The sequence below is a fragment of the Streptomyces sp. NPDC047002 genome (genome assembly GCF_040704505.1).
Classification (GTDB): Bacteria; Actinomycetota; Actinomycetes; order Streptomycetales; family Streptomycetaceae; genus Streptomyces.
On the sequence record NZ_JBEYWC010000009.1, the window covers coordinates 205,254 to 219,003 of the forward strand.

Here is a 13,750-nt window from a genome sequence, read left to right on the forward strand (position 1 = left end):
ACGCCGCCGGCCGGGAGGCGCCACTGACGAGGAGACAACGGCGCATGCCGAAGAACAAGACGCACAAGGGTGCCAGCAAGCGCTTCAAGGTCACCGGCTCCGGCAAGGTGCTGCGCGAGCGGGCCGGCAAGCGCCACCTGATGGAGCACAAGTCGTCCCGGGTGACGCGTCGTCTCAGCGGCAACGCCGAGATGGCCCCGGCGGACACCAAGAAGATCAAGAAGCTTCTCGGCATGTGAGGCCGCGGTCCCCGCCAGGGGACCGCGCCTCGGACCACCGGGACCCACCACTTTCGGGCCGTGTGCAGTGACCGCGGCCCCGCTACAAGGAGTTGACACGTGGCACGCGTCAAGCGGGCAATCAACGCCCACAAGAAGCGCCGGGCGATCCTGGAGCAGGCCAGCGGTTACCGCGGGCAGCGCTCGCGCCTGTACCGCAAGGCGAAGGAGCAGGTCACCCACTCCCTCGTCTACAACTACAACGACCGCAAGAAGCGCAAGGGCGACTTCCGGCAGCTGTGGATCCAGCGCATCAACGCCGCCGCCCGCGCCAACGGCATGACGTACAACCGCTTCATCCAGGGTCTGAAGGCCGCCAACGTCGAGGTGGACCGCAAGATCCTCGCGGAGCTCGCCGTCAACGACGCCAACGCGTTCGCCGCGCTGGTCGAGGTCGCGCAGAAGGCCCTGCCGAGCGACGTCAACGCGCCGAAGGCCGCCGCCTGACCCGGCGGCGCCACCCGCTTCACCGCACAGGACCCGCAGGCACCGCGCCTGCGGGTCCCGTGCGTTCCCGCCCCTTACGCACCGAGAAGTGAGAAGCCGCAGCCGATGGCCACCCCCGAGCTGATCTCCCCGCGCTCCGCGCGCGTCACGGCCGCACGGCGGCTCGCGAAGCGCTCCTTCCGCGCCAAGGAGCGCAGGTTCCTCGCCGAGGGGCCGCAGGCCGTACGGGAGGCCGTCGCGCACACCGCGGACGGGCGCCCCACCCTGCTCGAACTCTTCGTCACCGCGGACGCGTCCTGCCGCCACGCCGACCTGGTCGCCGCGGCCCGTGCGTCCGGCGCCCTGATCCACCACGCGTCCGACGCGGTCGTCGCCGACCTCGCCGACACCGTCACCCCGCAGGGCCTGCTCGGCGTCTGCCGCTTCCTCGACACGCCCTTCGACGACGTCCTGGCCGCGGGGCCGCGCCTGGTCGCCGTGCTCGCCCACGTACGCGACCCCGGCAACGCGGGGACGGTGCTGCGCTGCGCGGACGCCGCCGGCGCCGACGCGGTGGTCCTCACGGATGCCTCGGTCGACCCGTACAACCCGAAGGCCGTACGGGCCTCCGCCGGCTCCCTCTTCCACCTGCCGGTCGCCGTCGGCGTCCCCGTGGAGCGCGCCGTCGCCGGGCTGCGCGCCGCCGGGGTGCGGGTGCTCGCCGCCGACGGGGCGGGCGACGCCGACCTCGACACCGAACTCGACGCGGGCACCATGGGCGCCCCCACCGCCTGGGTCTTCGGCAACGAGGCCTGGGGCCTGCCCGCGGAGACCAGGGCCCTCACCGACGCCGTGGTGCGGGTCCCGATCCACGGCAGGGCCGAGAGCCTGAACCTCGCCACCGCGGCCGCAGTCTGCCTCTACGCCTCCGCGCGCGCCCAGCGCACCCCGTAGCAGGCGCCTTACGCCCCGCCGCACCCTGGGCGCAAGCGCGCCGCCGAACCATTTCGACGGAAAGTCAGGCCCTAGTACTCTTGCGCCCTCGGCACCCGCGTGCCGAATCGGGGAAGGGGCACAGGGGGATGACTGGCGGGGTGGACCCCGAGGACCTGCCCGACGGACTCGTCGTCGCCGACGAGAGCGGACGGGTGGTCCGCTTCAACGCGGCGGCCGCGCGCATCACCGGCCTGCCGGCCGAGACCGCGCTCGGCAGGCCGCTCGACCAGGCGCTGCCCCTCGAAGACCTCAAGGGCCGCCGCTGGTGGGCGCTGACCGACCCGTACGGCGGCCTCACCATCCGGGCAGGGCAGCCGGAGCGCAACCTGCTGCTGCCCGGCGGTGCCGAGGTGCTGGTCTCCGCGCGGTACGTGCGCACCCGGCCCACAGGGCCCCTCAGCCGTGTCGTCATCTGCATCCGCGGCACCGAGGCCCGGCGCCGCACCGAGCTGAGCCACGCGGAGCTGATCGCGACCGTCGCCCACGAGCTGCGCTCGCCCCTCACCTCGGTGAAGGGCTTCACCGCGACCCTGCTCGCGAAGTGGGAGCGCTTCACCGACGACCAGAAGCGGCTCATGCTGGAGACCGTCGACGCCGACGCCGACCGGGTCACCCGGCTGATCGCCGAGCTCCTCGACATCTCCAGGATCGACTCGGGCCGCCTGGAGGTGCGCAGGCAGCCGGTCGACATCGCGGCCGCCGTGGGGCGCCACGTCCAGGCGTACACGGCCGCGGGCCAGCCGCCCGACCGGTTCCTCGTGCGGATACAGCAGCCGCTGCCCGAGCTGTGGGCCGACCCCGACAAGATCGACCAGATACTCGGCAACCTGCTGGAAAACGCGGTGCGGCACGGCGGGGGGACTGTCACGATCGAGGTGGCGCCCGCCGAGCTGCGCACCGGCGGGGCGGAGGGCGCCGAGCACCCAGGGGCGACGGAGAAGGGGACGGCGGTCACCGTGTGCGACGAAGGATCCGGCATCCCCGAGGAGTCGATGAACCGCGTCTTCACCCGCTTCTGGCGGGGCAGCAAGCGCGGCGGCACCGGGCTCGGCCTCTACATCGTCAAGGGCATCGTCGAGGCGCACGGCGGCACCATCACCGTCGGCAGGGGCCCTGGCGGCGGCGCCGAGTTCCGATTTGTCCTGCCCGTGGGCACGCCCGCCTTCCTGGCGTGAGCGGCCCGCGGGCCCTGCCACCTTCACCGGACCTTTAGACTCGGTCCCTGGCGCCTTCGCGCCCTCTGCGATCGGGAGCGATCGGGCGGTCGCGCCGCGTCGTTCCGGCATGGTCGTTCCGCCAGCCAATCGGAAGCACGGGAAGAGATGTCGGCACCCAACAAGTCGTACGACCCAGTCGAGGTCGAGGCACTGAAACCGGAAGAGATCGAGCGCATGCGGGACGAGGCGCTCGCCGCCTTCGCCGCCGCGGGCGACCTTGACGCGCTCGCCCACGCGAAGACCGCCCACACCTCGGGCACCTCGCCGCTCGCCCTCGCCAACCGCGAGATCGGCGCGCTCCCGCCGCAGGCCAAGGCAGAGGCGGGCAAGCGCGTCGGCCAGGCGCGCGGTGCCGTGAACAAGGCGCTCGCCGCCCGCCAGGCGGAGCTGGAGGCCGAGCGCGACGCGCGGGTCCTGGTGGAGGAGGCGGTCGACGTCACCCTCCCCTACGACCGCACGCCCGCAGGCGCCCGCCACCCGCTGACCACCTTCATGGAGCGGGTCGCTGACGTCTTCGTCGCGATGGGGTACGAGATCGCCGAGGGCCCCGAGGCCGAGGCCGAGTGGTTCAACTTCGACGCGCTGAACTTCCTGCCCGACCACCCGGCGCGCCAGATGCAGGACACCTTCTTCGTGCGCGGCACCGACGGCGCGGCGGCCGAGGGCGAGTCCGGCGTGGTGCTGCGCACCCACACCTCGCCCGTGCAGGCCCGCGCCCTGCTGGAGCGCAAGCCCCCGGTCTACGTGGTGTGCCCCGGCCGGGTCTACCGCACCGACGAGCTGGACGCCACGCACACCCCGGTCTTCCACCAGATCGAGCTGCTCGCCGTCGACGAGGGCCTGACCATGGCGGACCTCAAGGGCACCCTCGACCACATGGTGCAGGCGCTGTTCGGGGCCGACCTGCGCACCCGGCTGCGGCCGAACTACTTCCCGTTCACCGAGCCGTCCGCCGAGATGGACATGGTCTGCTACGTGTGCCGCGGCGCGTCCGTCGGCAACCCCGACAGGCCCTGCCGCACCTGCGGCAGCGAGGGCTGGATCGAGCTGGGCGGCTGCGGCATGGTCAACCCCCACGTGCTGACCGCGTGCGGCGTCGACCCGCAGAAGTACAGCGGGTTCGCCTTCGGCTTCGGCATCGAGCGGATGCTCATGTTCCGCCACAACATCGAAGACATGCGAGACATGGTCGAGGGTGACGTCCGGTTCACCCGGCCCTTCGGGATGGAGATCTGATGCGGGTCCCGCTTTCCTGGCTGCGGGAGTACGTCGAGCTCCCCGCCACCGAGACCGGCCGCGACGTGCAGGCCAGACTGGTGTCCGCGGGGTTGGAGGTCGAGACGGTCGAACAGCTCGGCGCCGGCCTCAAGGGCCCGCTCGTCGTCGGGCAGGTCCGCTCCATCGAGGAGCTCGACGGCTTCAAGAAGCCGATCCGCTTCTGCCACGTCGACGTGGGGAGCGCCAACCAGACGGGCGAGCTCCAGGAGATCGTCTGCGGTGCCCGCAACTTCGCCGTCGGCGACAAGGTCGTCGTGGTGCTGCCGGGCGCCGTCCTGCCCGGCGGCTTCGAGATCGCCGCGCGCACGACGTACGGCAAGGTCTCGCACGGCATGATCTGCTCGGCCGACGAACTCGGCATGGGCGACGACAACTCCCACGGCATCATCGTGCTGCCGCCGGAGTACGAGCCGGGCACCGACGCCATCGAGCTGCTCGAACTCGTCGACGAGGTCCTCGACATCGCGGTCACACCCGACCGCGGCTACTGCCTCTCGATGCGCGGCATCGCCCGCGAGACCGCCACCGCCTACGGCCTCCCGCTGCGCGACCCCGCGCTGCTCGACGTGCCCGCGCCCAACTCGTACGGCTACCCGGCGCAGGTCGCCGACCCGATCGGCTGCGACCGGATCACCCTGCGCACGGTCACCGGCATCCAGCCCGAGGCCCGCTCGCCGATCTGGCTCCAGCGGCGCCTCCAGAAGGCCGGCATGCGCGCCATCTCGCTCGCCGTCGACATCACCAACTACGTGATGCTCGAACTCGGCCAGCCGCTGCACGCCTACGACCGCGGCACGCTCGAAGGCCCCGTCGGCGTGCGCCGCGCCGCGCCCGGCGAGAAGCTCGCCACCCTCGACGGCACCGAGCGCACCCTCGACGCGCAGGACCTCGTCATCACCGACGACCGCGGCCCCATCGGCCTGGCCGGCGTGATGGGCGGCGCGCACACCGAGATCGCCGACACGGCCACCGACGCGGAGACCGGCGAGACCAGCGGCACCACCGCCGTGGTCATCGAGGCCGCCCACTTCGACCCGGTCTCCATCGCGCGCACGGCACGCCGCCACAAGCTGTCGTCCGAGGCGTCCAAGCGCTTCGAGCGCGCCGTCGACCCGCTGGCGGGCCCCGCGGCCGCGCAGCGCACCGTCGACCTGCTGGTGCTGCTCGCCGGCGGCTCGGCGGAGGCGGGCGTCACCGAGATCATCGCGCCCTCCGCGCCGCACACCGTCGCCATGCCCGCCGACCACTGCGACCGCGTCGCGGGCGTCGCGTACGGCAGGGAGACCGTCGTGCGCAGGCTCCAGCAGGTCGGCTGCGACGTGTACGGGCAGGACGAGCTGATCGTCACCGTGCCGTCCTGGCGGCCCGACCTGCGCGAGCCCAACGACCTCGCGGAGGAGGTCATCCGGCTCGAAGGGTACGAGAACCTCCCGTCGACGCTGCCCACCCCGCCCTCGGGCCGGGGCCTGACCGAGCGGCAGCGGCTCCACCGCCGCGTCGGCCGCGCGCTCGCGGGCGCCGGGTACGTGGAGGCGCTGAACTACCCGTTCATCGGGCACGGCGTGCTCGACCGGCTCGGCGTCCCCGCCGACGACGCCCGCCGCGAGACGGTCGCCCTCGTCAACCCGCTCTCCGACGAGGAGCCCGGGCTGCGCACCACGCTGCTGCCCGGACTGCTCGGCGCGCTGCGCCGCAACGACGGGCGCGGCTCGCACGATCTCGCGCTGTTCGAGACGGGCCTCGTCTTCCTGCCCACAGGCGAGGAGCGCGTGGCCGAGCGGCTGCCCGTGGACCGCAGGCCCGCGGACGAGCAGCTCGCCGCGCTCGACGCGGCGCTGCCGCACCAGCCGCGGCACGCCGCCGTCGTCCTCGCGGGCGCCCGCGAGCAGGCCGGCTGGTGGGGGAGCGGGCGCCCGGCCGACTGGGCGGACGCCGTCGAGGCCGCGCGCACCGCGGCCCGCGAGGCGGGCGTCGAACTCACCGTGCGGGCCGGGCAGTACGAGCCCTGGCACCCGGGACGCTGCGCCGCGCTGTTCGCGACCGTGGACGGCGAGGAGAGGCTCGTCGGCCACGCGGGCGAGCTGCACCCGCGGGCCGTGAAGGCGCTCGGCCTGCCGGAGCGCACCTGTGCGGCCGAGATCGACCTCGACCTGGTCGAGCGGGCCGGCACGGGGCCGCTGACCGCGCCGCGGATCTCGACGTTCCCCGTCGCCACGCAGGACGTCGCGCTCGTCGTCGACCGCGGGGTGCCGGCGGCGGACGTGGAGCGTGCGCTGCGCGAGGGCGCGGGGATGCTGCTCGAGTCGGTCCGGCTGTTCGACGTCTTCGAGGGCGAGCAGATCGGCGCGGGCCGCACCTCGCTCGCGTACGCCCTGCGGTTCCGCGCGGGCGACCGCACGCTGACGGTCGAGGAGGCGACGGCGGCGCGCGACGCGGCGGTCGCGCTGGCCGCCGAGCGCACCGGGGCCGTGCTGCGCGGCGCCTGAGAGCGCCGCGCCCGCCGCGCAGCGGGGCCGTCCCGCGTGGTCCTGCCACGCGGGACGGCCCCGCTGCCGTCTCCCCGGCTCGTGCGGGCCTCCGCGGGGCAATCGGGCAGGTCGGCGCGGTGTGCGAGATGGAGGAGGGACCGGCCGGCGGCCGGGGCCGCTGCGGCACCCGCTGACCGTCGAGCTGTCGAACGGGCTGTCCGACGCGCGCCACCACCTGTACCGGTCGCACGAGGCCGCGTTCATCGGGCAGCCGGCCGACGCCTTCGAGTCGTCCCGCCGCTCCTGGGTGCCGCTCGCCCGGGTGCCGGGGCCGATCGCCGAGGGCCGGGTCCCCGCGGCGGGCGGGCGGCCCTCGCCGCCCACTTCGATGAGGGGAGAAAGGGCGGGTCGATGAGGGGAGAAAGGGACGGGCCCTTGACGGGCCGATCATCGGTTGATGTGCTCGGCATCGCCCCTCCGCCCCACCGGCGGGACCGACTCCACAGGACGAGGACCCCGATGCCGAGCGCGCAGCCCGACCAGAAGGCCACCGGCCGCGGGGAGCCCGCGCACGGCACCCGGCTCGGCCGCTTCTTCGCCGTCGTGGACCGGATCGGCCGCCGGATCCCGCACCCGTTCCTCCTCTTCCTCTACCTGCTGATCGCGCTCGCCGTCGCGTCCGCGATCCTCGCCGCCTGCCACGCCACGGCCCAGGTGCCGGGCACTGCGAAGGCGGAGCCTGTGCGCAACATCCTGTCCGTGGCGGGCCTGCAGAACCTCCTCGACACCCTGGTCCCCAACTTCATCGGCTTCCCGCCGCTCGGCGTCGTCCTCGCCGTGCTGCTCGGCGTCGGGGTCGCGGAGCGCGCCGGGTTCCTCGGCACGGTGGTCGCCGTGGTCCTGACGAAGGTGCCGCGCGGCCTCATGCCGTACGCCGTCACCTGCATCGCGGCCCAGGGCCATGTGATGGGCGACGCCTCGATGGTGATCCTGCCGCCGCTCGCCGCGCTGGCGTTCCGCGCGGTGGGCCGCCACCCGATCGCCGGGATGATCGGCAGCTTCGCCTCCACCTCGGTGGGGTACGCCTCCGGCGTGCTGATCGGGGCGCTGGACGCGAACCTCTCCACGATCACGGCGTCCGTGGTCCCGCACGGCGTGCCCGTCGCCACCTCCGTCGTCATGAACTACTTCTTCCAGGCCGCGGCCGGGCTCGTGCTGCCGCTGCTGACCGGCTTCATCCTGGTCCGCTGGGTCGAGCCGACTCTGCCGGAACTGCCGCCCCGGGCACCGGAGTCCGAGCGGGACGAGGCCGGGGCCGGGGGCGTGGGGCCCCAGGGAGCCGCCGCGTCCGCCGGGCCTGCGACGCCGCCCGCCGAGCCCGCCGCGTCCGCCGTGTCCGCCGCGTCCGCCACGCCCGAGCAGCGGCGCGGCCTCCTGGTCGCCACCCTCGCGCTCGCGGCCTTCCTCGCCGCCGCCTTCTGCTGCTGGCTCGTGCCCGGCGGGCCGCTCCAGGGGCCGGGCGGCGCGCTGGTGAAGTCGCCGTTCTTCGACGGCATCGTGCCGCTCGTGATGCTGTCGTTCCTGGTCTGCGGCACCGCGTACGGCATCCCCGCGGGGACGGTGCGGCGGCCCGCCGACGTGCCCCGGATGATGGGGGAGGCGCTCCAGTCGATGCTCGGCTACATCGTGATCGCCTTCACCGCGGGGCAGTTCATCGCCCTCTTCGACTGGAGCCACCTCGGCGACTACCTCGCGGTGCGGGGCGCCGACGGGCTGCGGGCCGCCCATGTGACCGGTTTCTGGGCGCTGTTGCTGATGATGGCGTTCAGCGGGCTGCTCTCACTGGTGATCTTCTCCGGCGCCTCGCTGTGGACGGTCCTCGCGCCCGTCCTCGTCCCGATCTTCGTCGGGCTCGGCTTCCACCCCGGCGTCGTGCAGGCCGCGTACCGGGTCGGGGACTCCGTGACCCATCCCGTGTCGCCGCTGAACCCGTACGTGTACATGCTGGAGTTGTCGGCGCGCGGGTACGACCCCGGCTTCACCCTGGGCGCCCTGTTCGCGCGGCTCAGCCTCTTCGTGGTGCCGGTCGCCGTGCTGTGGGCCGGGATCTTCGCCCTGTTCTACTTCGCGGGCATCCCCTTCGGCCCCGGCGTCCCGACGCACCTGTGACCGTGAGAAAGGCGTACGCCATGCCGCACGACGACGACCGCTCCGCCACGGACCCGGCGGCGACGCCCGGCGCCACGGCCGTGCGCTGGCGGCGCGACCTGCACCGCCACCCCGAGGTCGGCTTCACCGAGTTCCGCACGGCGAGCCGGGTGGCCGGCGCGCTCGCCGACCTCGGCTGGGAGGTACGCACCGGCGCCGACGCCCTCTCGCCCGGCCACCGCCTCGGCGTGCCGTCGGGCGACGAGCTCGACGCCGCCTACCGGCGGGCCGCGGCCGAGGGCGCGGACGAGCGGTTCCTGCCCGCGATGGAGGGCGGCAGCACGGCCGTCGTCGCGACCTGGCGCGCGGCCGCGCCGGGACCCCATGTCGGGCTGCGCGCCGACCTGGACGCGCTGCCGCTGACCGAGTCCGCCGCCGGATCCCACCTCCCGGCCCGCGAGGGGTTCAGGTCCGCGCACGACGGAGTGATGCACGCCTGCGGGCACGACGGCCATGTCGGCATGGCCGTCGAACTCGCCGAGCGCCTGACCGCGGACCCGCCCCCGGCCGGTGCCGTGACCCTGCTGCTCCAGCCCGCCGAGGAGGGCGGCAGGGGAGCGCGCGCCATGGTCCCCGCCGGCGCCGCCGACGGCATCGACCTGCTGATCGCGCCCCACCTCGGGCTCAACCTGCCCACGGGTACGCTCGCCCCGTCCCTCGACGGGCTGCTCGCCAACTCCAAGATGCGCGCCGTCTTCCACGGCGTGGCCTCGCACGCCTCGCTCGCCCCGCACGAGGGGCGCAGCGCCCTGCTCGGCGCCGCGGCCGCCACCCTCGCCGTGCACGCGGTGCCCCGGGTCCCCGGCCACGAGACACGGGTCGCGGTCGGCCGGATCAGCGGCGGCACGTCGAGCAACATCGTGCCGGACCGCGCCGAGATGCTGCTGGAGACCAGGGCCGACGACGGCTCCGTCAACGAGGACCTGGAGGCGCGGGTGCGCACCGCGCTGCACGGCGCCGCCGCGACCTACGGCCTCACCGTGGACGTCGACCTGATCGGCGGCGTCACCACGGCGCGCGCCGACCGCGCCGCCGTCGAGCTGGTCGAGGCGGCGGCAGCGGCCGAGGGGCTGCGGCTGGTCGCCGCGCGCGCCGAGGACGGCGTGGCGAGCGACGACGCCACCGCGTTCATGCGCCGGGTACAGGAGCGCGGCGGCGCGGCCTCGTACATCGGCATCGGCGCGAACCTCGCGGCCCCGCACCACACCCCGGCCTTCGACCTGGACGAGGCGGCGCTGCCGCTGGGAGTCGCCCTGCTGGAGAACCTGGTGCGCCGGGCGCTGGCCGGGTGAGGGGAGCGGCGGCCCGGCGCGCCCAGGGCCCGGGCGTGCGGCCGCCTGGCCCTGCGGCGCCTCAGGTGTACGAGTAGAAGCCGAAGTTGGTCTTGCGGCCGAGGCGGCCCGCGTCGACCATGCGCTGGAGCAGCGGGGGAGCGGCGTACAGCGGCTCCTTGAACTCCGTGTACATCGAGTCCGCCACCGAGGCGACCGTGTCGAGGCCGATGAGGTCGCTGAGCTTCAGGGGGCCCATGGGGTGGGCGCAGCCGAGCTCCATGCCGTTGTCGATGTCCTCGCGGCTGGCGGTCCCCGACTCGAACATCCGGATCGCGGCCAGCAGATACGGGATCAGCAGGGCGTTCACCACGAAGCCCGAGCGGTCCTGGGCGCGGATCGCGTGCTTGCCGAGCACGCCGCCGACCAGCGCCTCGGCGCGTGCCAGCGTCTCGTCCGACGTGGTCAGCGCGGGGATCAGCTCGACCAGGCGCTGCACGGGCGCGGGGTTGAAGAAGTGGATGCCGATGACCTGGTCGGGGCGCGAGGTCGCGACGGCGAGGCGCACCAGGGGGATGGAGGACGTGTTCGACGCGAGGATCGCGTCCGGGCGCGTCACCACCTGGTCGAGCACCCGGAAGATCTCCGTCTTGACCTGCTCGTTCTCCACCACCGCCTCGATCACCAGGTCCCGGTCGGCGAACTCGCCGAGGTCCGTGGTGTAGGTGAGGCGGCTCAGCGTGTCGTCCCGCTGGGCCTCGGTGATCTTGCCGCGCTCCGCGGCCTTCGTGAGCGACGAGACGATCCGGGTACGGCCGATCTCCAGGGCCTCTCCCGTGGTCTCCGCGACCATCACCGCAAGGCCGCTGCGCGCGGCCACCTCGGCGATGCCGGCCCCCATCTGCCCGCAGCCCACCACCCCGACGCGGGAGATGTCGGTCGTTGTGTCGGTCACGTCGAGCCCCTCACTGATCGGTGTCTGAGCCGCCCGCCGCGTCCTGCCCGGGGGCGCCCCGGAGACGTTACCCCGCACTCCGGCGCGCGGCGGCTCGGGGAGGGGGCGCGCGCGGCCGCATATGCGCCGGTCGTCGGGCGCGGGCATGTGCGCGGCGGCCCCCGGCCCGTCAGGCGCGGGCCCGCTGGGTGACCGTGATGCAGACCAGCACGGCCACCGCGGCCACGACGGCGACAGGGCCCAGGTGCTCGCCCAGCAGCAGCACCGACCAGACGAGCGTCAGCAGCGGCTGCGCCAACTGGAGCTGGCTGGCCCTCGCCACCCCGATCGCCGCCATCCCCCGGTACCAGACGTACAGGCCGCAGAAGGTGGAGCCCGCGGCCACCCAGACCACGCCTGCGACGCCGTGCGCCGTCAGGTGGACCGGCTCGTACGCGAGCGCCACCGCGCCGCCCGCGACGGCCAGGGGCAGCGAGCCGGCGAGCGCCCACCCCACGACCTGCCAGCCGGGCAGCTCGCGCGCCAGCCTGCCGCCCTCCGCGTAGCCCGCCGCACAGACCAGCAGCGCGCAGAAGAGGTACAGGTCGGCGGTGGAGAACCCGCCGCCGCTCTGCTGCACCGCGAAGGCGATCACCACGGCGGCGCCCGCGAACGCCCCGTACCAGAAGGTCCGCGAGGGGGAGCGGTGCCCGCGCACCGCCCCGTACACGGCGGTCGTCAGTGGCAGCAGCCCCACCACCACGGCCGCGTGCGAGGTGCTCGACGTGCCGAGCGCGAGCGTGGTGAGCAGCGGGAAGCCGATGACCGTGCCGCCCGCCACCACCGCGAGCGGCGCCCAGTGCCGCCGTACGGGCAGCGGCACCCTGCGCCCCGCGAGGAAGGCGAGCGCGATCAGCGCGGCGAGGACCGTCCGCAGCGCGGCGAGCGTCCAGGGGCCGAAGCTCTCCAGGCCCCAGGCGGTGGACGGGAGGGTGAGGGAGAAGGTCGCGACACCGGCGGCCGCCTGGAGGAGTCCGCCGCGTACCGATATCGGAGCCGTGGCAATAGCGCTATTCTCTACTGTCATGTATGAGCGTAGCAGTGCGGCAGCGGCCGAGCCCAGCAGCGTGGATTCCCTGGCCGCTGCGCTCAGGCGGGAGCTCGACCGCTATCCTATCGGGGGAAAGCTGCCGTCCAGCAGGGAGCTGGTGGAACGCCACCGCGTCTCACCCGTCACGGTCTCCCGCGCGCTCGCCCGGCTGGTCGCCGAGGGCCTTGTCGTCACCCGGCCCGGTGCGGGCGCCTTCCGCGCACCGGGCCGGGCCGCACCGCCGCGCCCGGGCGACACCTCATGGCAGGAGGTCGCGCTCAGCGCCGACGCCGCGGCGGACGGCGTGCCGCGCGCCGTCGACGCCTCGGGCGTGCTGGCCACGCTCGCCGCTCCGCCGCCCGGCGTGATCGAGTTCAACAGCGGCTATCTGCACCCCTCGCTCCAGCCCGAGCAGGCGCTGGCCGCCGCGCTCGCCCGCGCGGGCCGCCGCCCCGGAGCCTGGGGCAGGCCCCCGGCCGACGGGCTGCCCGAGCTGCGCGAGTGGTTCGCCCGCGGCGTCGGCGACACCTGGACCGCCGCCGACGTGCTGGTCACCGCCGGCGGCCAGGCCGCGCTGACCACCGCGCTTCGGGCGCTCGCGCCGCCCGGCGCGCCCGTCCTCGTGGAGTCCCCGACCTACCCGGGGCTGCTGGCCGCCGCCCGCGCCTCGGGGCTGCGGCCCGTACCGGTGCCGGTCGACGCCGAGGGGCTGCGGCCCGACCTGCTCGCCGACGCGTTCCGGGCCAGCGGCGCGCGGGTGCTGGTGTGCCAGCCGCTGTTCCAGAACCCGACGGGCGCGGTGCTCTCCGCCGCCCGCCGCCCCGAGGTGGTGCGGGTCGCGCGCGAGCACGGTGCCTTCGTCGTCGAGGACGACTTCGTACGCCGCCTCGCCCACCGGGACGCGGGCCCGCTGCCGCGCCCGCTCGCCGCCGACGACCCGGACGGCGTCGTCGTCCACGTCAACTCTCTGACGAAGGCCACCTCGCCGAGCATGCGGGTGGCGGCGCTCGCCGCCAGGGGGCCCGCGCGCGAGCGGCTGCGCGCCCTCCATGTCGTCGACACCTTCTTCGTGCCGCGGCCGCTCCAGGAGGCGGCGCTCGAACTCGTCGGCGCCGCCGCCTTCCACCGCCACCTCAAGGCGGTCGCCGCCGAACTCGCCGCCCGCCGCCAGGCGCTGGCCGCGGCGCTGCGCAGGGAGCTGCCGGGACTCGCGCTCCCGCACGTGCCGTGCGGCGGCTACCACCTGTGGCTCGGCCTGCCCGCGGGCACCGCCGAGGAGGACCTCGCAGCGGCCGCCCTGCGCGCGGGCGTCGCCGTCGCGCCCGGCCGCCCGTACTTCGGCACGGAGCCGCCGGGCCCGCACGTCCGCCTCAGCTTCGCCGGCGTGTCGAGCACCGCGGAGATCACGGAGGGCGTCGAGCGGCTCCGGCGGGCGTACGAGGAGGCGGCCGCCGCCTGACCGCGGGCGCCGGGCCCGTCGAGGGCGCCCACGGCCGGGGGGTGGGCCGCGGGGCGACGGTGGCCCCGGCGCGCGGCGTCAGACCGAGGCGGCGACCCGCCGGTCGGCCGAGCCCGCACGCCTGC

General features: G+C 74.8%; 11 protein-coding genes and 1 pseudogene. 10 read left to right on the forward strand and 2 right to left on the reverse strand.

The genetic code is table 11. The features are described 5' to 3' along the window. The first annotated feature begins 44 nt into the window (after window positions 1-44). The 9 genes and pseudogenes from rpmI to AB0910_RS12270 all read left to right on the forward strand — a co-directional run bounded on the left by rpmI (window position 45) and on the right by AB0910_RS12270 (window position 10,163). Window positions 45-239, forward strand: a complete 195-nt coding sequence (rpmI, locus tag AB0910_RS12230; RefSeq protein WP_345645982.1) for a 50S ribosomal protein L35 — start codon at window positions 45-47, stop codon at window positions 237-239. Between the two features lie 99 nt (window positions 240-338). Continuing rightward, window positions 339-725 carry a 50S ribosomal protein L20 gene (gene rplT / locus AB0910_RS12235; protein WP_345645979.1) on the forward strand — a complete coding sequence of 129 codons (387 nt, stop codon included), beginning with the start codon at window positions 339-341 and terminating at the stop codon, window positions 723-725. A gap of 105 nt (window positions 726-830) precedes the next feature. Further along, window positions 831-1,658: an RNA methyltransferase gene (locus AB0910_RS12240; RefSeq protein ID WP_366744464.1), complete on the forward strand. Its 828-nt coding sequence runs from the start codon at window positions 831-833 to the stop codon at window positions 1,656-1,658. 128 nt (window positions 1,659-1,786) lie between these two features. Continuing rightward, window positions 1,787-2,875: an ATP-binding protein gene (locus AB0910_RS12245; RefSeq protein ID WP_366744465.1), complete on the forward strand. Its 1,089-nt coding sequence runs from the start codon at window positions 1,787-1,789 to the stop codon at window positions 2,873-2,875. A gap of 147 nt (window positions 2,876-3,022) precedes the next feature. Beyond that, window positions 3,023-4,153, forward strand: a complete 1,131-nt coding sequence (gene pheS, locus AB0910_RS12250; protein ID WP_366744466.1) for a phenylalanine--tRNA ligase subunit alpha — start codon at window positions 3,023-3,025, stop codon at window positions 4,151-4,153. Then, window positions 4,153-6,681: a phenylalanine--tRNA ligase subunit beta gene (gene pheT, locus AB0910_RS12255; protein ID WP_366744467.1), complete on the forward strand. Its 2,529-nt coding sequence runs from the start codon at window positions 4,153-4,155 to the stop codon at window positions 6,679-6,681. Before pheS ends, pheT begins: the two co-directional genes overlap by 1 nt. 125 nt (window positions 6,682-6,806) lie before the next feature. Continuing rightward, window positions 6,807-7,078, forward strand: a pseudogene (locus AB0910_RS12260) (hypothetical protein); the annotation flags it as partial. A gap of 104 nt (window positions 7,079-7,182) precedes the next feature. Then, entirely contained in the window at window positions 7,183-8,832 is a 1,650-nt protein-coding gene (locus AB0910_RS12265) for an AbgT family transporter (RefSeq protein ID WP_366744468.1), read from the forward strand. A gap of 20 nt (window positions 8,833-8,852) precedes the next feature. Further along, a complete protein-coding gene (locus AB0910_RS12270) occupies window positions 8,853-10,163 on the forward strand; it encodes an amidohydrolase (protein ID WP_366744469.1) in 1,311 nt (436 codons plus the stop codon). A gap of 61 nt (window positions 10,164-10,224) precedes the next feature. On the opposite strand, the gene AB0910_RS12275 is transcribed toward AB0910_RS12270, so the two are convergent. Both AB0910_RS12275 and AB0910_RS12280 read right to left on the reverse strand, forming a co-directional pair. Then, entirely contained in the window at window positions 10,225-11,097 is an 873-nt protein-coding gene (locus AB0910_RS12275; protein WP_366744470.1) for a 3-hydroxybutyryl-CoA dehydrogenase, read from the reverse strand. Between the two features lie 169 nt (window positions 11,098-11,266). Further along, window positions 11,267-12,163: a DMT family transporter gene (locus AB0910_RS12280; protein ID WP_366744471.1), complete on the reverse strand. Its 897-nt coding sequence runs from the start codon at window positions 12,161-12,163 to the stop codon at window positions 11,267-11,269. On the opposite strand from AB0910_RS12280, the gene AB0910_RS12285 reads away from it, so the two are divergent. After that, window positions 12,162-13,625, forward strand: coding sequence for a PLP-dependent aminotransferase family protein (locus tag AB0910_RS12285; protein ID WP_366744472.1), 1,464 nt, complete (start codon window positions 12,162-12,164; stop codon window positions 13,623-13,625). The genes AB0910_RS12280 and AB0910_RS12285 overlap by 2 nt on opposite strands. Window positions 13,626-13,750: the final 125 nt, after the last annotated feature.